At 74.5% G+C, this 21,507-nt stretch carries 17 protein-coding genes and 1 riboswitch; of the genes, 4 read left to right on the forward strand and 13 right to left on the reverse strand.

Annotated elements, in window-relative coordinates; translation table 11 throughout:
• Window positions 1–518: 518 nt before the first annotated feature.
• From ACYVD5_RS15905 to ACYVD5_RS15940, 8 genes are all read right to left on the reverse strand, one after another.
• A complete protein-coding gene (locus ACYVD5_RS15905; protein WP_461001819.1) occupies window positions 519–3,176 on the reverse strand; it encodes a GTPase in 2,658 nt (885 codons plus the stop codon).
• Complete coding sequence (locus ACYVD5_RS15910) at window positions 3,173–4,990, reverse strand: GTPase (RefSeq protein WP_461001820.1); 1,818 nt, start codon at window positions 4,988–4,990, stop codon at window positions 3,173–3,175. Before ACYVD5_RS15910 ends, ACYVD5_RS15905 begins: the two co-directional genes overlap by 4 nt.
• Window positions 4,991–5,022: 32 nt before the next feature.
• Window positions 5,023–6,333, reverse strand: a complete 1,311-nt coding sequence (cobA, locus tag ACYVD5_RS15915) for a uroporphyrinogen-III C-methyltransferase (RefSeq protein WP_461001821.1) — start codon at window positions 6,331–6,333, stop codon at window positions 5,023–5,025.
• Between the two features lie 216 nt (window positions 6,334–6,549).
• Window positions 6,550–9,330: a nicotinate-nucleotide--dimethylbenzimidazole phosphoribosyltransferase gene (gene cobT, locus ACYVD5_RS15920; RefSeq protein ID WP_461001822.1), complete on the reverse strand. Its 2,781-nt coding sequence runs from the start codon at window positions 9,328–9,330 to the stop codon at window positions 6,550–6,552.
• 159 nt (window positions 9,331–9,489) lie between these two features.
• Window positions 9,490–10,551: an Rv2231c family pyridoxal phosphate-dependent protein CobC gene (gene cobC / locus ACYVD5_RS15925; RefSeq protein ID WP_461001842.1), complete on the reverse strand. Its 1,062-nt coding sequence runs from the start codon at window positions 10,549–10,551 to the stop codon at window positions 9,490–9,492.
• Window positions 10,541–11,512, reverse strand: coding sequence for a sirohydrochlorin chelatase (locus ACYVD5_RS15930; RefSeq protein WP_461001823.1), 972 nt, complete (start codon window positions 11,510–11,512; stop codon window positions 10,541–10,543). Before ACYVD5_RS15930 ends, cobC begins: the two co-directional genes overlap by 11 nt.
• A gap of 126 nt (window positions 11,513–11,638) precedes the next feature.
• The gene (locus ACYVD5_RS15935) at window positions 11,639–12,229 is read right to left on the reverse strand and encodes a precorrin-8X methylmutase (protein ID WP_461001824.1); all 591 of its coding nucleotides are present in this window, start codon (window positions 12,227–12,229) and stop codon (window positions 11,639–11,641) included.
• Between the two features lie 83 nt (window positions 12,230–12,312).
• A complete protein-coding gene (locus ACYVD5_RS15940; RefSeq protein WP_461001825.1) occupies window positions 12,313–12,513 on the reverse strand; it encodes a DUF362 domain-containing protein in 201 nt (66 codons plus the stop codon).
• 124 nt (window positions 12,514–12,637) lie between these two features.
• Window positions 12,638–12,849, forward strand: a riboswitch (cobalamin riboswitch).
• 30 nt (window positions 12,850–12,879) lie between these two features.
• Here ACYVD5_RS15940 and ACYVD5_RS15945 point away from each other — a divergent pair.
• Genes ACYVD5_RS15945 through ACYVD5_RS15960 form a run of 4 tightly spaced genes read left to right on the forward strand, consistent with a single transcriptional unit; the run spans window position 12,880 to window position 15,725 of the window.
• Entirely contained in the window at window positions 12,880–13,647 is a 768-nt protein-coding gene (locus ACYVD5_RS15945) for an energy-coupling factor ABC transporter permease (RefSeq protein WP_461001826.1), read from the forward strand.
• A 3-nt stretch (window positions 13,648–13,650) separates the two neighbouring features.
• Entirely contained in the window at window positions 13,651–14,097 is a 447-nt protein-coding gene (locus tag ACYVD5_RS15950) for an energy-coupling factor ABC transporter substrate-binding protein (protein ID WP_461001827.1), read from the forward strand.
• A 9-nt stretch (window positions 14,098–14,106) separates the two neighbouring features.
• Complete coding sequence (cbiQ, locus tag ACYVD5_RS15955; RefSeq protein ID WP_461001828.1) at window positions 14,107–14,862, forward strand: cobalt ECF transporter T component CbiQ; 756 nt, start codon at window positions 14,107–14,109, stop codon at window positions 14,860–14,862.
• The gene (locus ACYVD5_RS15960; protein ID WP_461001829.1) at window positions 14,859–15,725 is read left to right on the forward strand and encodes an energy-coupling factor ABC transporter ATP-binding protein; all 867 of its coding nucleotides are present in this window, start codon (window positions 14,859–14,861) and stop codon (window positions 15,723–15,725) included. Before cbiQ ends, ACYVD5_RS15960 begins: the two co-directional genes overlap by 4 nt.
• 37 nt (window positions 15,726–15,762) lie before the next feature.
• On the opposite strand, the gene ACYVD5_RS15965 is transcribed toward ACYVD5_RS15960, so the two are convergent.
• The 5 genes from ACYVD5_RS15965 to cobM form a co-directional block, all read right to left on the reverse strand.
• Window positions 15,763–16,128, reverse strand: a complete 366-nt coding sequence (locus tag ACYVD5_RS15965) for a hypothetical protein (protein WP_461001830.1) — start codon at window positions 16,126–16,128, stop codon at window positions 15,763–15,765.
• A 115-nt stretch (window positions 16,129–16,243) separates the two neighbouring features.
• The gene (cobJ, locus tag ACYVD5_RS15970; RefSeq protein ID WP_461001831.1) at window positions 16,244–18,061 is read right to left on the reverse strand and encodes a precorrin-3B C(17)-methyltransferase; all 1,818 of its coding nucleotides are present in this window, start codon (window positions 18,059–18,061) and stop codon (window positions 16,244–16,246) included.
• Complete coding sequence (gene cbiE, locus ACYVD5_RS15975) at window positions 18,058–19,308, reverse strand: precorrin-6y C5,15-methyltransferase (decarboxylating) subunit CbiE (RefSeq protein WP_461001832.1); 1,251 nt, start codon at window positions 19,306–19,308, stop codon at window positions 18,058–18,060. The genes cobJ and cbiE overlap by 4 nt, the downstream gene beginning before the upstream one ends.
• Before the next feature lie 76 nt (window positions 19,309–19,384).
• A complete protein-coding gene (locus ACYVD5_RS15980) occupies window positions 19,385–20,560 on the reverse strand; it encodes a cobalt-precorrin-5B (C(1))-methyltransferase (RefSeq protein ID WP_461001833.1) in 1,176 nt (391 codons plus the stop codon).
• 4 nt (window positions 20,561–20,564) lie between these two features.
• On the reverse strand, window positions 20,565–21,425 hold the full coding sequence (cobM, locus tag ACYVD5_RS15985; RefSeq protein WP_461001834.1) for a precorrin-4 C(11)-methyltransferase: 861 nt from the start codon (window positions 21,423–21,425) through the stop codon (window positions 20,565–20,567).
• Window positions 21,426–21,507 lie beyond the last annotated feature (82 nt).

Below are 21,507 nucleotides of genomic sequence, written 5' to 3' on the forward strand. Positions count from 1 at the left end.
CTCGCCACCGCGGAGTCGGGCGCCGCGGGCCGCCGGTGAGCGTGCCCTTGCGCACCGGAGGCCGGTCGCTGAGACCCCATCTTGAATCACAGTCAGTGATATTTTAATCGCTGGTTGTGTAAACCTCAGCGGAACCGGCAGATTCAGCGCCTGTGGTGTACGTCCCATGCGATTGCGGCGGCTTTACCGGCCGGATTTGTGCATGGCACGATCACCGGGTTTCGGTCGGACCGGCTCTACCGGCGACAACACGGGGCCCACGTGGCGGGTGGCGGGTGGCGGGTGGGCGGCTCAGGTCCGCTGTGCGGCCTTGCCACCGGCCGGGCGGCGGGTTGGTCTGCACAGACAAGCAGCACCGAGACCGGCGATCGGCCCGGGTGGGCGCCCACGTGGCCCCTTATGCCCGTTTCCTGTCGTGCACGGCAACGATCATGCTGAAATGCCGTGATCCGGCGCCGGATCACGGCATTTCAGCATGATCACCGGCCGCCGCCCGCCGCGGCCGAACTGCATTGGGCTTAGTCGGCCTTCTTGCCCTGTGCTCTCGCCAGGGCGCTGCAGGACTCGGCGTAGCGCGCCAGTTCCTGCTCGACCGGTGCGAGGATGCGCTGTTCGGCGAGTTCGCGCGCCCGCTGGGAGCTGCGCTGCTGGACCTGTTCGCGCCGTTGCCCGGCCGCCACTCCGATCAGGTTCGCGCATCCGGTTCCGACCAGCCAGCCGGTCACGGGCGTGGCCACCGCAACCGCGGCGGCGACGCCGAGGAACACGGGGTCGTCCAGCACCGCCATGCCGGTGAATCCGCCCGCCAGCCAGCTCGCCAGGACCCCCGCGAACCAGACGACGCCCGCACCCGCCAAGACCACCAGCAGGTACTGCACCGCCTGCACCCCCCGCCACCAGCCCGGGGTGTCATCAGGGTCGGGCACCGAGGCCGCGACGGCCTCGCTCAGCTCGCCGGGCAGCAGGTCGAGCCCGCTGCGCGCAGCCGCCCGCACCCGGCGCGGCCAGGGGGCCGGCAGCGAGCCGGCGACCTGGTCGGCCACATCGACGGCGGCCTTGTCGATGCCCGCGCCATAGGCCTCGATGGGCGCGGGCCGCCCGCCGGCATCGGCGAAGCCGTCGCCGACCTTGCTCAGCGGATCCGGGCGCAGTTTGGCCGCCCAGCGGAGGGGCGGCCAGCCCACCCGGCGCTCGCCGCGCTGCTCATAGGCGGTTTCGGCGGTGTCGGCGATGGCCGCCACCCCGCCGGCCTCGACCAGATCGGCGACCAGCGCACTACGCGCGCGGTCGGGCACACCGGTGCGGACCTGGCCGGGGTCGCCGTGGTAGCGCTCGAAACCGACGACGACGCGGTCGAGGTCGGCGACCAGCCTGTCGATCAGCGCCCGCCGCTGCGACACGGTCTCGGCCAGCAGGCTCCGGAGTCCGCCGATGCCCTGCCCGGTGAGAGTCGAGGTGGTCAGCACCCGCGGCTGCGCCCCGGACTCGGTCTCCAGCAACCGCCGCAGGTCGGTCAGCAACTCCTCGAGTTCGTCGGGCGCGACCCGGTCGACCTGGTTGAGCACGGCCACGGTGACCGCCCCGTATCCGGCCATCTCGGCGAGGTAGCGGTGGTGGACGGCGGCGTCGGCGTACTTCTGCGGGTCCAGCACCCACACCAGCAGGTCGCAGGAGCCGATCAGCCGGTCGGCCTCGGCGGTGTGCTCGGAGCGCACGGAGTCGTGGTCGGGCAGGTCCAGCAGGATCAGCCCGGACAGCTCGGAGTTGCTCTTGTCGAGTTCGCTGGTGCGCGAGTGCCGGTTGCGCCGGGGCACACCGATCCAGCCCAGCAGGCCCTCGGCGCCCTCATTGCCCCACACGCAGGCGTGGGCGTCGGAGGTGGTGGGCCGGGTGATGCCGACCCGGGAGAAGTCCAGCCCGCACAGCGCGTTGAACAGCGACGACTTGCCGCTGCCGGTACCTCCGGCCAGCGCGACAACGGTGTGCTCGCCGGACAGCCGCAGCCGGGCTCCGGCGTGGTCGAGCATGTACTGGGCGCGCTCGATGAGGTCGGCATCGAAGTCGTCGGCGCCGATACCCACGAGCGCCGACACCGCGTCCAGACGCTCGATGAGCTGCTCGCGGGTGACCTCGGGCATCGGTTCCCACTGCTCGCCGCCCGAGGTGGGCACGTATTCGCCGTCCGCGGTGTACTCGCCCTGGTCGCCGCCGGGGAGGTCGCCGGGGTCGTCGTCGGCCCAGTACCGCGCACCGGCGATGGGCCCGGCGGACCGCTGGCCGGGCCGGGCGGGAGCGGTACCGGCCTCGGGTTCCGCCTCGCCGCCGGCAGCGTCGGCCCCGCCGGTGTCAGCGGGGCCTGCACCGGTATCGGTGATCGGTTTCACGATGGGCATCGGACCGGTCCGGCGCCCGGCGATCATGTTGCTCTCGTTGACGGTGGTCAGGCTGCCCACCCAGTCGGCGAGGTGGTCGGGATCGTCGGGATCGCCGCCATCGGCCCCAGCGTCCTGGCCGGTGCTTTGGCCGCGAGCGGCCGCGTGGCGGCCGTGCGACGGGCGTTCCGCGGGTCCGGCTGCGCCCGGGTGCGGGGACTCGCGCCGGTCTTTGCGCGGGGACCGTTTCGGCAGGGGCTCGGGGGCGTCCGGATCGGCGGCGCCGCCGGGTCCGCCGGTTTCGTCGGCGCCGGTCCGGTGGCCGCCGCGGGATTGGAATCCGGCAGCCCCGGCAGCCCCGGGGTCGGGGTCGGCCGCGGCCTGCGGAGGCTGCGGCTCAGCCTGCGGCACCGGCGTGTCAGGGGCGCCGCCCGCAGTCGGGGCGGCCGGCTCAGCGGCATCCACCGGTCCGCCGGGGACGGCGGGTTCGGCCGGGTCGTCGTCGGCGCCGCCCTCGGGCGCCGCTCCACCGGACTGCTGGTCGACGGCGCGCCGCAGCGCCGGGTAGGAGGAGGCCGGCGGCCCCACGGGCCGGCTCGCCGGCCAGGCGTCGCCCGCCGGCGGCGCCCAACCCGCGTCGGTGCGCTCGGGGTCGGGGACGACGTAGCCGTTCCACGACCGGTCGTCGCTGCGCTGGTCGCGCCGGGAGGCCGGGGCCGGATTACGCCCGGGGTCACCGGATTCCTGGTTCCCCGCCGCCTCAGGCTCCTCATCCGCGTGAGCGGGGTTCCAATGAGTCGTCATCGCGCAATCTCAAGGTTGTACGTCGCTTGGTAAAGCTGGACGGCATCGGCCTCTTGGGGCAGGTTGACGGCGGCCAGTGTGTCGGTGAAGCGGGTGCGTTCCTCGGAGAGCAGGGTTCCGATCCGCCCCCGCAGGTCGGCACGCGCCCGGGTACTAATGTTACGCAGTGAATCCGCCCCGAACACGCCTTTGAGCAGGCGGTTCGGCGACGACCCGGATTTGCGCTCGGCTCCGGCTCCCGCCGCATCGTAGCCGAGCAGCTCGACGAGCAGCACGAGAGTGAAGGCCTGCTTGTCGAAGCTGATCACGCGCGCCACCGAGCGCTTGGTCGCGCCGTCGGCGGCGATCATCTCGCCGACACTGTGCATCCACCCGGCCACCGAGGCCTTCACGCGTTCAACGAAGGAGTCGGGCAGCTGGCGACCGCCGGCCCGTTCGACCACGGTTTCGCCGCCGGGCACGCCTTCCCACTGGTCGGCGACCCTTTCGATGGCGCGTTCGGACGAGGCCAGCACCAGCGACTCCAGGCTGTCGCGCACCGCGTGCTCCAGCCCTTGCACGCGCGATTCCTCGACGGAGTCGCCGCGCGGCTTGCGCCTGCCCCGGGTGCGCATCATCCGCATGAGCGCTCCGCTGGAGGCGATGTCCTGCCAGCGCGCCAGCAGGTTGCCCCGCATCAGCGAACCTTCGCGCAGCGCGTCGTCGATCTCGGCGCCCGCGCGGTCGTAGGCCGACTGGACCGCCGATTCCAGCACCCGCCGCGCCTCGACCTGGACCTCGACCTGTTTGGCGAGGTCGGGCACCCGGCTGCGGAAGCTGTCGATGACCCCGATGAAGGTGCGCAGCGACACGCGGTCGCGCTGCACGAGGTCGCCGGCGACCTCGGCCAGGTAGTCGCGGATGTGGTCGGCCACGTTGGAGGTGAACCGCTCGCCGGAGATCTGGTCGGTCTCGGGGATGGCGAAGCGGGTTGCGCCGCCCAGCCCGTTGGCCTCCAGCATCGCGCCGAAGTGGGCCAGCAGCTGTTTGCGGCCGCGCTGGGGCACGCGCGAGAGCACAACGGCAAGGGAGGTGTTGCGGTCGCGGGCGACCTGCAGGAACTCCCAGACCCGGGCGTCGGCGTAGCGGCGGCTGGTGGTGACGAAGACCCACAGGTCGGCGGCGTCGAGGAACTTGGCGGCGAACTCGTGGTGGGCCGAGACCGCGGAGTCGACATCGGGGGTGTCCAGCAGGGCGACGCCCTCGGGCATGGCCTCGCTGGGTGCCAGCACCAGCATGCCGTCCTTGCCGGGCATGGCCAGGCCGTGCTGGCGCACCCGCGGCAGGGTCGGCAGGAACGACGCCTCGCTGAACCAGTCGAGGTCGGCGGGGTTGCAGGCCAGCACCGGGCTGTTCGTGGTGGGCCGGCGCACGCCGGTGGTGGTGACCTGCTCGCCCACCAGGCTGTTGACCAGCGTGGACTTACCCGCTCCGGTGGAGCCGGCCACGGCGATCAGCAGGGGGGTCTGGGGGCGGCGCACCCGCGGCAGGACGTAGTCGTCGAGCTGGTGCAGGACGTCGGCGCGCGCGCTGACCCCTGCGGTGGCGCCGGGCAGCCCTTCGGCGAACTCGATGGCGCGGACGCGACCGCCCAGGTGCTCAAGAACCCTTTCGAAGCGGATGTCGAAGGACTCTTCGCCCCGATGTTTGGCGTGCTTGGGCCCGTCGGCGGCAGGACCGGCGCTTTGGCGCCGCCCAGGGGCGGCCGGCTCGCTCTGGGACCGCTCGGGTCTCTGCGCCCCTGTGGTTTCCGGCATCGCAGACGGCCGGGACATAGCGTTTCCGCCCTCCTCATCGGTCGTCGCGGTCACAAGATGCGATTCCCCTCGGATGCATCGCCGACGGCGGTATCGGCGGAGGCGCTGCCGGCCCCCGGCTCAGCGCGCCCCATGTGCAGTATGTCAAGTTCCCCGGCAACGTCGACCACTTCGCCGATGACGATCACCGCCGGCGGGCGCACCGCGGTCTCGCGGACGGTGGCCCCGACCTCGGCGAGCGTGGCCCGGACAGTGTGCTGGGTGGGCATGGTGGCCTCCTGGACGAGCGCCACCGGGGTTTCGGGTGCCCGGCCGTGCTCCATCAGCGCCGCGGCGATGGCCTCGATCCGCTCGACCGCCATCAATGCCACGACGGTACCGCCTGCGCGGGCCAATCCGGCCCAATCGACGGTGGAGCGGTGGTCGCCCGGCGGCACGTGCCCGGAGACCACGTGCAGATCCTGGGCGACACCCCGGTGGGTAACGGGGATGCCGGCGCTGGCCGGGGCGGCCAGTGCGCTGGTGATTCCGGGCACAACGGTGACGGGCACACCCGCCGCCGCGCACGCCGCCGCCTCTTCGCCGCCGCGGCCGAACAGGAACGGATCGCCGCCTTTGAGCCGGACGACGAACCTGCCCGCCCGGGCGTGTTCGACCAGGGTGCGGTTGATGTCGTCCTGGGTCATCGACCGGCCGTAGGGGATCTTGGCGGCGTCGATGATCTCGACGTCGGCGGGCAGCGACTCCAGCAGCGAGTTCGGCGCCAGGCGGTCGACCACCACCACGTCGGCCTGGGCGAGCAGTTGGCGCCCCCGCACGGTGATCAGGCCGGGGTCGCCGGGTCCGCCTCCCACCAAGGCGACTCCGCGGTGGCGCTCGCGCCCGCGCCGGGCGTCGAGCGAGCCGTCGGCCAGCCCTTCGACGACGGCGTCGCGCAGCCCGGCCGCGCGGCGGGGATCGCCGTTGGCGACCACGCCAACGCTGATACCGGACGCGCCGCCGGTGGCCGGGGTCCAGGCGGCCGAGGCGTGGCGGTCGTCGGCGCGCACGCACCACACCCGCTCGGCTTCGGCTTCGGCCGCCACCGCGGTGTTGGCCGCGGTGGAGTCGGTGGCGGCGTGCACCAACCAGAACCGGCCCAGGCGCCCTTGGGCGATGTCGCCTTCGGCAAAAGCGCGCCGGTGCCAGGTGATGCGGCCGGCGTCGGCGAGGTCCTCCAGGGTCGCGGTGGCCTCGGGCGAAACGAGGGTGACCCGGGCGCCGGACTCCAGCAGTACCGGGATGCGCCGCTGAGCGACCCGGCCGCCACCGACGACAAGGGCGTCGCGCCCGTCCATGCGCAAACCGAGAAGATAGGTCACCGGGGTTGCCTCCAGACCGCGCCGTGCTTGCACTGGTCACATCGGGGACGCGCCGGCGCCCGCGCCGCAGCGCGGCGCCGGTCGCGGGCGCATGGCGCGTTCCCCCGGGGGTTCACCGTGTCAAACGGGGATCACGCTTTGGTTGCGGCACCGCTTGGGTACGGCACTGCCGGGCGCGTCCCCGTTGGTGTGCCCACTCTAATATGCGTATTCGGCTCAGCCCTGCTCCGAGATCCCGGCTGCGTCGAAGGTCGCCACGTTGCGCAGCGCGCGCACCGACCCCTGCAGGATCGGCAGCGCCAGCAGCGCACCGGACCCCTCGCCCAGCCGCATGTCCAGTTCGACCAGCGGGCGCAGCCCGATGTGGGCGAGCGCGGCGGCGTGTCCGGGCTCGGTGGAGCGGTGCCCGGCGAAGCAGGCGTTGAGGCACAGCGGTTCCATCGCCGCCGCCGCCAGCGCCGCTGCGCCGGCGATGACTCCATCGAGCAGGACCGGCACGCGCATGGCGGCGGCGCCGAGGATGAACCCGCTCAGCGCGGCGTGTTCCAGACCGCCCACGGCCGCGAGCACGCCGACGGGGTCGTCCGGGTCGATCTCGTTGGCGGCCAGCCCGCGCCGCACCACGTCGATCTTGTGTTCCAGTGTGCCGTCGTCGGCGCCGGTTCCCCTGCCGGTGACCTCTGCGGGGTCGGCGCCGGTGAAGGCGCAGACCAGCGCGGCGGAGGGCGTGGTGTTGGCGATGCCCATGTCGCCGGTGAGCAGGCAGCGGTTGCCGGCCGAGACCAGGTCGCGGGCGACCTCGATGCCGGCCTCGATGGCGTAGTCGACCTGGGTGCGGCTCATGGCCGGACCGCGGGTGAAGTCGGCGGTGCCGCGGGCGATCTTGCGCGGCAGCAGGCCCGGAACGGTGGGCAGTTCGGCGGCGACGCCCACGTCGACGATGGTGACCTCGGCGCCCACTTGCTCGGCGAAGGCGTTGACCACGGCGCCGCCGTCGAGGAAGTTGTGCACCATCTGCGCGGTGACCTCTTGGGGCCATCCGGTGACACCTTGGGCGTGCACGCCGTGGTCGCCGGCGAAGATCGCCACCGCGGCGGGTTCGGGGATGGGCGGCGGGCACTCCCCCGCCAGGCCCGAAAGCCGCACCGAGACCTCCTCCAGCACACCCAGGGATCCGGGCGGCTTGGTCATGGCGGCCTGGCGTTCCTCAGCGTCGTTGAGGGCTCTCTGGTTCAGTTGGCCGATGGCCGAGATGGTCTCCTCCAGCAGGCTGGTGGCCGCCTCGCCGGGGAGGCCGCGGCGGCCGTAGTGGTCCCGGTGCACCGCCCAGTGCAGCGGGCGACCGCGCGCCCAGCCGCCCATGGCGAGCTCCGGTTCGGGGGGAAAGTCCTCGACGTAGCCCACGCAGAGGTAGGCCACCACCTCCAGGTGCGGAGGCAGATCAAGGCTTGCGGAGAGCTCGCGCTCCTCGAAGAAGCTGACCCAGCCCACGCCCAGGCCTTCTGCCCGGGCGGCCAGCCACAGGTTCTCCACGGCCAGTGCGGTGGAGTAGGAGGCGGTCTGCGGCTGGGAGTGCCGGCCCAGGGTGTGGCGGCCGCCGCGGGTGGGGTCGACGGTCACGACGATGTTGACGGGTGTGTCAAGGACCGCCTCGACCTTCAGCCCGGAGAAAGCGCGGGCGCGGGCTCCGGGCAGTGCCCGGGCGTAGGCCTCGCGCTGGGTCTGCACGAGTTTCTGCACGCGGGCGCGCACGTCCTCGTCGGTGACGATGATGAAATCCCACGGCTGGGAGTAGCCCACCGACGGGGCACGGTGCGCGGCGTCGAGCACGTTGCGCAGCACGGAGTCGGGGATCGGGTCGGTGCGGAACCCCATGCGCACGTCGCGGCGTTCGCGGATGGCTCGGTAGACGGCCTCGCGCTCCACCTCGCCGTAAGCGTGTTCGCCGGGGGCGGTCGCGCGGGCGGGGGCGGGGTCGGCGGCCCGAGTGGCTGCCGCCGGTGCTGCATGCTCAGCGGCTTGGCCCTCCCCGCTGTCGCGGCGGCCCGCGGTGGCCTGCTCGGCTCGGTCGTCGGGGTGCTCCGTGAAGGAGGCTGCTGCGTGTGCGTTCACAAGTGGGTCGTCTTCGCTCTGGGTCGGTTGGCCGGATGCTGCGCTCGGGCGCTCGGGCGCCTCCGGTGCGGGCGGCGGGGCCTGCGGGGCGGAGGCGGAACGGTGGCCTTCGGCGGGGACTGGGCCGGAGGGACGCCCGGCCGGGGCCGGGGACGGTGGCGCAGGATCGGTCTGCGGGGCCTGGGGCGGCGGGGGGTATTGGGGAGCCATGGGCCGGGGTCTGGAGGGTCGGGCCTTCGACCGGGCCGGGGCGGGAGCGGGAGCCGGGGGCGGAGCCGCAGCCGGGCTCTCGGGTTCGCGGGGGCCGCGGGGTGCGGGGCCGCGCTGGGGCGGGTCCGCGGACCCCGCGGCGCCCTCGCGTTCGGGCCCGGGCTCGGGGGGCGCGGGGACACGCTGCGGCTCGGGCGCGCGCTTGGGCTCGCTCGAACGCCGCGGCTCGGGGCGCGCCGGTTCTTGGGCCCGTTCTGGCTCGGCGGGCCGGGCCGGTTCCGCGGCGGGCCGAGCGGGCTCTTCCTCGGCGCGCTGCGGCGGGGCGGGGTCGGCGGGCAACTCCGGCCCCTCGGGTTCGTGCGGCTGGTGGTGCCGGGCCTGTGGGACGGCTGCCGCGCGGTCGGTGGCGCGGTCCAAGCCGGTGTAGCGGAACGGGATGACGTTGGGTTGGCCGGTGCCCGGCGCGCCGGTTCCCGACTCGGCGGTACCGCGGCGCCGGTCGGCCGGCGTGTGGAACGGGTTGGTGCGCGGCCGTTCGGACCGCGGTGCCGGCTCCTGCGGCTGCGCGGCGCCGGAGCCGCGCCCGGTCTCCGGCAGGTCGTCGAGCAGCCCTCCGGGCGCCGGGTCGCGCCCTTCGTCGGCACCGTCGCGGCGCCGGTTGTCGTCACCGGTCATATCGTCCCCCAAGGTCGCACCGGCGGCGCGACCCGCCGGCGGCCATCAGCAGTGAACACGAAAACGAGCACGGACACAGGCCAAGCACAGACACAGGCGCGAACACATCCGCAGCAGCCGTTGCAGCGCCGCGGAGGCATCCACTGCCACACAGCGGACTCACCGCAACCGCAACTCTGCCAGAGTTCGCGTCAACCGGTGAGCGGTCGGGCGGTCGCGCACCGCCACCCGCAGCCAGTCCGGCCCCAGTCCGGGGAAGGTGTCGCCGCGCCGGACCGCGATCCCTTCTCCGCGCAGCCGGTGCCGCAGCCGCGCCCCGTCTTCGGCCGCTACGAGCAGGAACGATGCAGCGGCGGCCGGGGTGACGTGCAGCCCGCAGGCGGCCAGGCCGACCGCGAACTCGGCGCGCTGGTCGGCGAGTTGGTGCGCCCACTCCTCGGCTTCGGCCAGCGCCCGCGGTTCGCAGCAGGCGGCCGTGGCGGCGAGCGCCGGAGTCGATACCGACCACAACGGCTGCGCCTCGGCCAACTGCGCGACCGTGTCGGCGCCGGCCAGCAGGTAGCCGGCGCGCAGCCCTGCCAGCCCCCAGGTCTTGGTGAGGCTGCGCACCACCACGAGCCCGGGCACACCCGCGCGGTGGGCCAGCGACTCGGCCTCGCCGGGTACGCAATCGGCAAAGGCCTCGTCGACCACCAGCACCCGGCCGGGCCGGGCCAGGCGCTCCAGCACGGCGGCGGGGTGCAGCACCGAGGTGGGGTTGGTGGGGTTTCCCACCATGACCAGATCGGCCCCGGCGGGGACGGCGGCCGGGTCCAGCACGAAGTCCGGGGCCTCCAGCACAACGCGCTCGACGGGGTGCCCGGCCGCACGCAGCGCCGCCTCCGGTTCGGTGAACTGGGGGTGGACCACGACCGCCCGGCGGGGGCGCAGGACCCGCGCCAGCAGCACGAACGCCTCGGCCGCCCCGGCGGTCAGCAGCACCTCGGCGGGGTCGCGGCCGTGGCGGCGGGCCACCGCCTCCCGGGCCGGTGCCGGATCGGGATAGGTCGCGATTCCGGCGAGGGACTCCGCGATCCGCTCGGCCAGCCAGGGCGGCGGGGCGCCGGCGCGCACGTTCACCGCGAAGTCGAGCAGGCCCGGCGCCGCCTCGGTGTCGCCGTGGTGGCGCAGGTCGGGACCTGTATCGACGGCGGCGGGGCGGCCGGGCGCCTCAGTGCCCATGGCCGTGCCCGTGCCCGTGGCCGTGGCCGTGGGCGGGGTCGTCGGGGTGGTGGTGGGGGGTCTGGGCGGCACCGACCTTGTCCTCGAAGCCCGGCAGCGCGATGCGGTAAACGCAGGTGTCGCAGTTCATCCGGATGTCGCCTGCGCGGGCCTCGTCGTAGCGTTCGGCGATGACGTCGGCCAGGCCGTCGCAGTCGCCGATCACCGGGGCGCAGCGGATGTCCAGGTCGGGGTGGCCGCCGGCGAACTCCGCGGTCTGGTCGACCACGCGGTCGGGCAGCACACCGGAGAACAGGAAGTAGGGCAGCACGACGATCCGCTTGGCGCCCAGGCGGCGGATGCGCTCCAACCCCTCGGGCACGCTGGGCCAGGCCAGCGAGATGAAGGCGGGCTCGACGAAGTCCACGCCGTACTGTGCTGCGTGGCCCTCCTGCAGCAGCCGCGCGACCTTGCACACCTCGGCGTTGGCGTCGGGGTCGGTGGAGCCGCGGCCGACCAGCAGCACGGCGGTGCCGCCGTCCCCGATGCCCGCGGCGCCGGCGCTGCCGGGTGTGCCGGCGGTCTCAGCGCTGTCGGAGCCGTCGGCGCCACCGGAGCCGAGTACTTCACCGAGGCGTTCGGCGAGCAGCCGCAGCACCGTGGGGTGCGGGCCGAGCGGGCGGCCGTAGGCGTAGCCGAGTCCCTCGTGGCGCTCCTGCTCGCGGGCCAGCGCGCCGGGGATGTCGCCCTTGGCGTGCCCGGCGGCCACCAGCATCAGCGGCAGCGCGACCATGCGGCGGTGGCCCTTTGCGTAGAGGTCGCTGACGGCGTCGGTGAGCGGGGGCGGGGATAGTTCGATGAAGCCCCCGGCGACCTCGCGGTCCGCGAGGCGGCGGCCGAGTCGGCCGACGAACGCCTCGAAGTCGGCGACGCCCTTGTCGTCGCGGGTTCCGTGTCCGACCAGCAACAGAGGGGGTTGCATCTGCGTCCTAACCAGTGAGTCGGGTGTTTCGGACCGGCCGTGGCGGCGCGGTCCGACTCTCGTTCGGGCGGGGGGCGGGCTTGGGGCGGGGGAAGCGGTGCGGCGGGGCACGCCGGCGCGCACGGGTCAATCGGCCGCGGGACCGTACAGCAGGGCGTTCAGCGCCGCCGCGGCAACGGCCGACCCGCCCTTTTCGGAGATGTTGCTCACCTGGGGCAGCCCGCTGGCGCGCAGTTCGGCCTTTGACTCGGCGGCACCCACAAACCCGACCGGCAGGCCGATGACCAGTGCGGGGTCGACGCGGCGGGCGATGATCTCAGTGAGTGCGGTGGGCGCGCAGCCCACCACCCATACGGCTCCGGGCCCCACTTCGGAGTGGGCCGTGCGCACGGCTGCGGCCGAGCGGGTGATCCCGGCGCTGCGGGCCAGCCGCTGGGCGCCGGGGTCGGAGATGTGGCACACGCAACTGCGGGCCGTGATGCCGGATGCGACCATCGCGACGTCGGTCACGATCGGCGCCCCGTCGGCGAGCCGCTGCGCGGCCTGCGCGACCGCGGTGTCGTCGATGACCAGGTCTGCGGCGTAGTCGAGGTCGGCGCTGGCGTGGATGACGCGCTCGGCCACGGCCCGGCTCAGCGCGGGCAGATGGCCCAGGTCGATGCGGGAACGCAGGATGGCGAACGACTCGACCTCGATGGGGTGCACCTGCCGGTCCACGCTCTTCCTCCGTTCGGTTCGCAGTGGCCGGCCCGCGCACGTTTCGCGGGTCGGCCCGGTCCGGCCCGACTGCCGGGCCGGGGTTACTCGGCTGCGATGGCGATGGCGTCGGCCGGGCACACCTCGACGCACTCCAGGCACCCGGTGCACCTGTCGCCCAGCACCACCAGGCTCCCGCCCTCGGGCCGCAGCGCGTGCTCCGGACAGGTCAGCAGACAGGCTCCGCAAGCCGTGCACGACGATGTCACAGCCACCGGCGCGCCGCTGTCGGCGGGGTCGGCCAACGGGTCTCCTTCCCTTGCTGCGCGGGCACCGCAGGGGCGGCGTCGGGCCAGCGTACACGGCCTCTCGGGCATGCTTCCCGCCCCGAGCGCCAATGTCCGGCATTGCGATTGCGAACCGCACGCCGTACGTTCGTAGGGCCGTGGTGCTCGGGAAATCCGGTTCGAAACCGGTGCGGCCCTCGCCACTGTGAGCGGGAAGTCCGATGCCCCGTCCGCCGCCGTTGGCGGCCGGTCGGCGCAGGCCACTGGCAGGCAGCAGCGACGCTGCCCGCTGGGAAGGCCGGCAAAGGGCGACGACCCGTTAGCCAGGAGACCGGCCACGGCGCGACGACCGTCCACGAGGTGTTGGAAGTTGGGTCCCCCGATATGCATATTGCCGAAGGTTTCCTGCCCTGGCAGCACGCCGCTGCCTGGACCGCCGTTGCGGCGCCGTTCGTTGCGCACGGTGTCCGATCGCTTACCCGGGCGGTGCGCGCCGATCCCGAGGCCAAGCTGCTGCTGGGCGCCGCCGGGGCGTTCTGCTTCGTGCTGTCGGCACTGAAGATCCCCTCGGTCACCGGCAGCTGCTCCCACCCCACCGGCGCCGGGCTGGGCGCGGTGCTGTTCCGCCCCCCGGTCATGGCCGCGCTGGGCACGGTCACTCTGCTGTTCCAGGCGCTGCTGCTGGCGCACGGCGGGCTGACCACACTCGGCGCCAACGTGTTCTCCATGGCGGTGGTTGGGCCGTGGGGGGCCTACGGGGTCTACAAGGCGGTGCGTTCGGCCACCGCCGCGGCCGGCGAGCACACGTCGCTCGGTCTTGCGGTGTTCTTCGCCGCAGCGCTGGGCAGCCTGGCCACCTACACGATGACCAGCTTCCAGCTTGCCCTGGCCTTTCCCGATCCCCAGTCCGGTTTCGCGGGCTCCTTCGCCGCCTTCGCCGGGATCTTCTCGCTGACCCAGATCCCGCTGGCCGCCATCGAAGGGCTGGTCACCGTGGTGATCGTGCGGTTGCTGACCCGGGTGAGCCCCGAGCAGCTGCGCCGGCTGGGCGTGCTGCGGGGATCCGCCGCGGCGGCCGCGCAGTCGCCGAACGGCCCGGACGGCCCCGATGCCGCCGCCTCCACCGAAGCGACCGAACCGAAGGCGGGTTGAGCCGTGCCCAAGACCGGAACCACCTGGCTGCTGATCGCCGCGGCCGCGCTGATCGCCGTACTGCCCCTGCTCATCGGGGCCGGCGCCCACCTGGACGAACCGTTCGGCGGCGCCGACGCGCAGGCCAAGACGGCCGTCACCGAGATCGATGCGGGTCATGAGCCGTGGTTCAGCCCGTTCTACGAGCCCCCCTCCACCGAGATCGAGTCGGGCATCTTCGCGTTGCAGGCGGCGATCGGTGCGGGCTTCATCGGCTACTACTTCGGGGTTGTGCGCACCCGCAACAAGTTCGCGAAGGCCGCCGCGGACGCCGGGCCCGGCCAGGGCTCTCCTGCGCCTGCACCCGGTGCAGCCGGCACGTCCGGCGCCACCGGCTCCGCGGAGACCGCGGACACCGCCGAATCCGCCGAGACCGTGCAGCCCCGTCCCGGCAGCGGCGCGGAGCGGTAGCGGGCGCACGTGCTCGCAATCGACGCCGCCGCCTACCGCAGTCCGTGGCGCCGGGTGCACCCGATCGTCAAGGGGGTGTTCTTCGGCGGGCTGCTGGCGTGCGCGCTGGCGCTGCCCACCTGGCCCGCCGCGCCGCTGGTCGCCGCGGTCGCCCTGGCCGCGGCGTTCGGCCCGGCGCGGGTATCGCCGCGCGCCTTCGTGCGCGCCGCATGGGGCCCGCTGCTGTTCATCCTCACCGGGTCGCTGGCGCTGCTGGTGACCGTCGGCGGGCCGCAGGGCGCCATCGCCCCGGCTCCCGGCGGGCCGGCGCGGGCCGCCGAGATCACCGGGCGGGCCGCGGCAGCGGTGTGCTGCCAACTGCTGTTCGCCTTCACCACGCCGCTCGCCGACCTGCTGCCGCGGCTGACCCGCACCGGGCTGCCCAGCGCACTGGTGGAGGTCGTCGCGCTGATCTACCGGATGCTGTTCGTCACGCTGGACAGCGCCCGGCGCATCCAGACCGCCCAAGCCGGGCGGCTGGGCTACACCGATCGGCGCGCCTGGATCCGCTCGGTGGGCTCGCTGGGCGCGGCCCTGTTCGTGCGCTCCTATGATCGTGCGCGGCGCATGCAGCGCGGCCTGGAGTGCCGCGGCTACACCGGCGAACTGACCGTCCTGGTCGAGGAGGTGCCGCTGCGGCCCGCGGCGGTCGCCGCCGCCGCGGTGGCGCCCGTGCTGGTCGCCGCGGCGACCCTCGCCTACATGCTGCTCGGAGCCGACCTGTGACAACCGTTCCCGGCGACACCGCCGCCCCGGCCGCACTGGCCGGGCGCGGCCTCGCGTTCGGCTACCCCGACGCCGCGCCCGTGTTCACCGGGCTGGACGTGCGCATCCCCGAAGGCGAGGTCGTGGGCGTGCTCGGCCCCAACGGGAGCGGCAAGACAACGCTGCTGCGCCTGCTGTCGGGCAGCCTCACCCCCGAATCGGGCGAGGTGTACGTCGGCGGCGAGCGGGTGCGCCGCGGCCGCCGGGCGCTGGCCGAGCTGCGGCGCCGCGTGCAGCTGGTGTTCCAGGACCCCGACGACCAGCTCTTCTCGGCCAGTGTCAGCCAGGACGTGTCCTTCGGTCCGCTCAACCTGGGGCTGGACCGGGCGGCCACCCGCGAACGGGTGGCCTGGGCGCTGGAGGCGCTGGGCATCACCGCCCTGGCCGACCAACCCACCCACTTGCTGTCCTACGGCCAGCGCAAGCGGGTGGTGCTGGCGGGCGCGCTGGCGATGCGGCCCTCGGTGCTGGTGCTGGACGAACCCACCGCCGGACTGGACCCCGAAGGGGTCGAGTCGCTGGTGGCGACGTTGGACGGCCTGCGCGCCGCAGGCACCACCCTGGTGGTCTCCACCCATGACGTGGACCTGGCCTACCGGTGGGCCGACACCGTGCTGCTGTTGGACGGTGGTGTGCTGGCCGCCGGGCCGGCCCGCGACATCCTCGGCGATCCGGCGCTGCTGTCGGCCGCCCGCCTGCGCCCGGCCTGGGCTCCGGCCGCCGGCCGCGCGCTGCGCGCGGCGGGGCTGCTGCCTGCCGGTTCCCCCGATCCCGCCACTCCCGAGGAGGCGGCGCGGCTGCTGGAGGCGGCCGGCGGGAGCTGAGCCGCCCGCCGGGGCCTGCGCCGCAGGGCGGCTGGTCTCAGGACCGCCAGGACCGCACCACGTGCAAGACCACTGCCACCACTGCGAGGATTCCCCACGGCAGCCCCTCGGGCGCGACCTCGGCGGCCCAGGCGGCCGCGGCGATACCCAGCGCACCCCAGCCGGCGGTCCGCGCCGCCCGCCGCTCGCGGGCGGTCGGCTCGCGCCGCCACCACCGCAGCTCCGGCCGCCGCCCCCGCGGCTCGCGGGCCGTCTCCGCGTTCTTCTCCTCCAAGCGGTCGGCGAGCGAGTCGGCGACCTCAGCGTCGAACCCCGGCCCAAGGTCGCGGCCGGTGGCGATCGCCGCGGCGATCTGCTCGCGCAACTCGGTTCCGGCCGTGTTCTCAGGGGGCATGGCGGGCATCGCGGCTCTCTCCCATTCGTCCGGTCCGGATTGCCGCGGACCCGCTACGGTCCGCGGTTCCGGGCGGCTCATCAGGCTAAAAGCCGCGGTACCCCGGCACAAGTCCGCCGGGCCGCTACTGCACGCCTGCCGGTGCGCCCCGCCACGTGTAGCCGCGCGGGGTGACGAAGCGGCCGGCGACGGTGCGGCTCGCCGAACTGCCCACCAGCACCACGGTGAACATGTCCACCTCGGCCGTTCCGCCGTCCAGCATCTCCTCCAGGGTGGTCACCACGGCGCGCTCGTCGTCGCGGGCGGCGTTGCGGACATGGCCGACCGGTGTCTGCGGCGGCCGGTGCTCGGCGAGGATGCGCAGCGCTTCGGGCAGCTGCCAGTCGCGGCGGCGGCTGCGCGGGTTGTACAGGCACACGGTGAAGTCGCCTTCGGCCGCCGCCCGCACCCGGCGTTCGATGGCCTCCCACGGGGTGTGCAGGTCCGACAGGGAAATGTAGGTGTGGTCGTGGCCCAGCGGCGCACCGAGCAGGTGCGCGGCTGCCACGGCCGCGGTGATACCCGGCACGCCGACCACGTCGATGTCGGAACCGGCGAAGTCCAGCGCCGGGCTCGCCATCGCATAGACCCCGGCGTCGCCGGAGCCGATCAGCGCCACCGCGGCGCCGGCGCGGGCTTCGGCGACGGCGGTGCGAGCGCGTTCCTCTTCGTGGCCGAGGCCGCTGGCGACGGTGCGGGTGCCCGGCCGCAGCAGGTCGCGCACCTGGTCCAGGTACTGGTCCAGGCCGACCACGACCGAGGCGCGCTGGAGTTCGGCGAGCGCGCGCGGCGCCGCCAGGTCGCGGGCTCCGGGGCCCAGCCCGACCAGGGCGAGCCGGCCGCGGGGCCGCAGCCGGGCCACGGCAACGGTGGCGTTGGCGGATTTCTGTTTGGCGGCGACGAGATCGGCGGTGCTGCCGGCTCCGGCCGCGGCGTGCAGGGCGGCGGCCTCGGCGACGCTGGGCGTGCCGATCTCGGCGCGGACCACGTCGCTGGGGTTGGGTACCTCCACCCCGGCCAGTTCGGCGGCGGGGAAGGTGCGGACCTGCCGGCCGCGAAGGCGGGCGGCCTGCAGGATGCCGTCCTCGTCGGCCTTGGCGTCGACGGTGGCCCAGCCGCGCACCGAGTCGGCGGACAACCCTGCTCCGGCCAGGGCCCGGTCGACCAGTTCGCCGACCTCCTCAGCGGAAACGCCGCGCGCCGAGCCGACACCGACCACCAGCGAAGGCGGCCGGTAGGTGACGGTCGGCACCCCGGCGGCGCCCGGCTCGGTGCGGTCGGTGCGGTCGGTGCGGTCGGTGACGCGCAGGACCGCCGCCGGCTCCTGCCCGGTGCGGTCGGCGGCGTTGGGCGGCAGCGGTGGCAGCGGCCACACCTGGTCGTGTTCCAGGCGCACCGGGCGTCCCGATAGCAGCGCGGCGCCGGCTCCGGCCAGCGGCGCGGTGTCGGGGACGGTGAATCCGAGGTCGGCGCCGTAAGAGTCGAGCGCGGCGGCAGCGGCGGAGTCGCTGGCGGTGGTGACCACGGGGGTGCAGCCCAGTACGGCGGCGACGTCGCCGGCCAGGGCGTTGCCGCCGTGGTGGCCGCCCAGGACCGCCACGGCGTGCTGCAGCGCCTCGTCGACGCAGACCACCGGCGGGTCGGTGTGTTTGTCGCCGAGCACCGGCGCCAGCGACCGCACGGCGGCGCCCACCGCCAGGAACGCGACGACGGCGCCGCAGTCGGCGAAGGCGCTGCGCAGGTCCTCGCCCGCCCGGTCGCCGGTGTAGGTGCGGACCCGGTCGGGCCAGGCTCCGGCCAGGTGCCGGGCCGCTTCGCGCCCGCGTTCGGTCGCCGCGACGACGCCGATGGCGCCGCCGCCGGTCCCGGCGGAGCTGCCGGTCGTCTCGGTCCTGTCGGTCATCTGCGCCTTTCCGATGGAGTGGATTCGGGGACGGTGCCCCACAGCAGGGTCACCGGGTTGGCCGCGGCCAGCCGCAGCGAACCGTTGGGCAACTCCGCCAGCCGCGAGGCCTGCAACTGGGTGCCGCCGACCGTGTAGCCGGCGGCGGTGAGCAGGTCGTGCAGGGGGCGGATGCGGTCGAGGGAGGCCAGCGCGGCGACGATGCGTTCGGGCCGCTGGGCGCACACCGCGGCGGCGACGGTGTCGTCTCCCCCGCCGATGAAGGCGGCGTCGGGGGCCAGCGCTGCGGCGGCCCCGCCGAGGTTGGCTTCGGCTTCGCCGGGCAGCACCTCGACCGCGACGCCGTGAGCGCGGGCGTTGGCGCGGATGCGCTCGCAGTCGGCGGTGTTGCGTTCAAAGGCCAGCGCGTGGGCGCCGAACCGGGCGCACTCCACGGCCACCGATCCGCTGCCGGCGCCCACGTCCCATACGACGGTGCCGGGGCGGGGTGCCAGGCGGGCCAGTGCCAGCGCCCGCACCTCGGGTTTGGTGATCAGCGAGGCGCGGTGCTCGAAGGCGTCCTCGCCCAGGGCCCAGCCTGCGGGCGCGCCCTGGTGGCCGGGCAGCCACGCCATCGCGGGTGCGACGGCGTGGTCGGGGTCGACGGCCAGCACCACGTTGGGTGCGGCCCAGCCGTCCGGGGGCGTGTCGTGGTGGCCGCCGACCCGGACCACCGCTTCGTCGGCTGATCCGAGCCGTTGGGCGACGTGGACTTCGCGTCCGGCGCGCAGCAGGCCGGGCAGGAACGCGTCGGGGCCGCCGGCGCCGGGGGCGGTGAGCACGGCCGCTTTGGGGTGGGCGAGCGCGGCGGCGAGCGCCCGGCGCACGCCGCGCCCGGAGTCGGCGCGGCCGTGCGCGGAGACCACGACGGCGTCGTCCCAGGGCAGGCCGATGCGGGCGAAGGCGGTGGCGACCGAGGAGACTGCGGGGACCACGGCCGGCTCGGCGCCGCGCGCCCGCAGGATGCGCAACACCCCGAAGAACCCGGGGTCGCCGGAGGCCAGCACGACGGCCGGGCCGCGGGCGGCCAGGACGGCGCCGGTGGCGGTGTGCAGGTCGCCGATCGGCACACGCTCGGCTTCGGCGGGCAGGTGCGCGGCGACGGCGTCCAGGTGGCGGCGGGCCCCGGCCACGCACACCGCTTCGGCCAGCGCCGCTGCGGCCCGTTCTGCGAGGGCGCCGCCGTCCAGACCGATGACGGTGATCATCGGGGTGCCTCCTGCAGGTCCAATGCGGCGCCGGTGCGCAGCGCGGCGCGGGTGGCGGCCGGTGCGGGCGGCGCCATCACGTGTCCGCGGGGTGGGCGGCGACGACGGTGTTGCCGGTGAAGTCGACCATTGCGGCCTCCACCTCGACGGCTCCCTCGGCGAAGCGGGTGAGGACGTCGGTGACGCGCCGGCACAGCTCGGTCCCGGCCGGTTCCAGCAGGCCGGCCGCCTCCCACAGCTCGTAGGCGTGCCGGCCGGTGTTGGCGCGGTCGACCTCGGCGGCCAGCTCCGCACTGCCGCCGACCTGGCGGGTGATGGTGCCGAGCAGCTCGGTGGAGACCTTGGAGCGGGTGTAGTGGGTCATCAGCACGCCCGAGGCCAGTTTGGTGAGCTTGCCCGCCATCCCGACGAAGACGACGCGGGCCAGGCCGTAGTCGACCGCTTGGCGCAGTGCGGCGCCGGTGAAGTCGCCCACCTCCACGAAGCACACCCGCGGCAGCCCGGGCCGCAGCAGCATGGCGCCCTGCTCGGTGCGCCCGCCGGTGCACAGCACCAGGGTGTCCTCGCCCTGGGCCGCCATCACCGACACCGCCTGCTCCACGCTCGCTCGCCAGGAGGCGGTCGAGAAGGGGCGCACGATGCCCGTGGTGCCCAGGATGGAGATGCCGCCGAGGATACCCAGCCGCGCGTTGGTGGTCTTGCGCGCCATCCGCTCGCCGTCGGGCACGCTGATCACCACCCGCAAACCCGCGCCTGCGGTATCGGCTGCCTCGCCCACCGCCTGGGTGATCATCTGGGTCGGCACCGGGTTGATGGCGGGGCCGCCCAGTTCCAGGCCGAGCCCGGGGCGGGTGACGACGCCGACGCCGACGCCCCCGTCCAGCTCCACTCCGGGCTCGCTGCGCCGGGTCACGGTGGCGGTGACGTGCGCGCCGTCGGTGACATCGGGGTCGTCGCCGGCGTCCTTGACCACCACCGCCTCGGCCCGGCCGGGGCCGAGCAGGTCGCAGCGCTCGGTGGTGAACGCGACGCGCTCGCCCGAGGGCAGCGCGATCTCGACACTGCCCACCGGTTGGCCGGTGGCCAGCGCCAGTGTCGCGGCCTTTGCCGCCGCCGACGCGCAGGTGCCGGTCGTCCACCCGGTGCGCAGGGCCTTCTGCCGCACCTTCATGGTCCGCGGCAGGTCGGGTTCGCGCGGCTGGGGGCCCTCCGGTGGTTCGGGTTCGGGCCCGGGCCGCGGGTTCTCGCTCACCGGGCTATGCTCCCCGGCGCGCCTCGCGCAGGGCGCGCCGCGCTTCGCGGTCGGCCCGGCGGTGGGTGTGGAAGTGGCCGGGGTGGTACAGGTGCGAACGGGTGCCGCCGGCGTCGAGAGCGGGCCCCACCAGTACCAGGGTGTGCTTCCACAGCCGGTGCTCCTTGACCGTGGCCTCCAGCTCGCTCAATGCGCAGTGCACGATCAGTTCCTCGGGCCAGGTGGCCTGGTAGGCGATGATGCAGGGGGTCTCGGGGGCGTAGCCGCCCTCGATCAGTTCCTGCTGCAGCCGCCCGGAACGCGCCGCCGAGAGGAACAGCGCCATGGTGGTGCCGTGCCGGGCGAACTCGCGGACGTCCTCGCCCTCGGGCATGGGGGTCTTGCCGCCGCCCAGCCTGGTCAGGATCACCGACTGGGCGACCTCGGGAATGGTCAGCTCCCGGTTGGCGATCGCGGCGACCGCGCTGAACGCGGAGACGCCCGGGATGATCTCCACGGCCAGCCCGAGCTCGGCGCAGACCTCCACCTGCTCCTGCACGGCGCCCCACAGCGCGGGGTCGCCGGAGTGGATGCGGGCGATGACCAGGTCCTCGGCGGCGGCGCGCTGGTAGTAGGGCAGCACGCCCTCCATGGGCAGCTTGGCGGAGTCGACGATCTCGGCGTCGGCGCGCGCGTGTTCGAGGACGTCCTCGTGCACCAGGCTGGCCGCCCAGATCACCACGTCGGCGTCGGCGATGGCGCGGGCCGCGCGCAGGGTGAGCAGGTCCGCGGCGCCCGGGCCGGCGCCGACGAACACGACCGCGCCGCCGGAACCGGCCCCGCTGTTGTGTTCACGTCGCTGCTGGCTGTCCATGCGCTTGCTCACTCACCTCTCGTGCATCGTGGCCGCGCCGGGCCTGCCGGCGCGGTGCCGCGGCCGCCGGTGCGGGCGAGGCGGTGTCGGCGGG

This window comes from Streptomonospora sediminis, assembly GCF_054778995.1.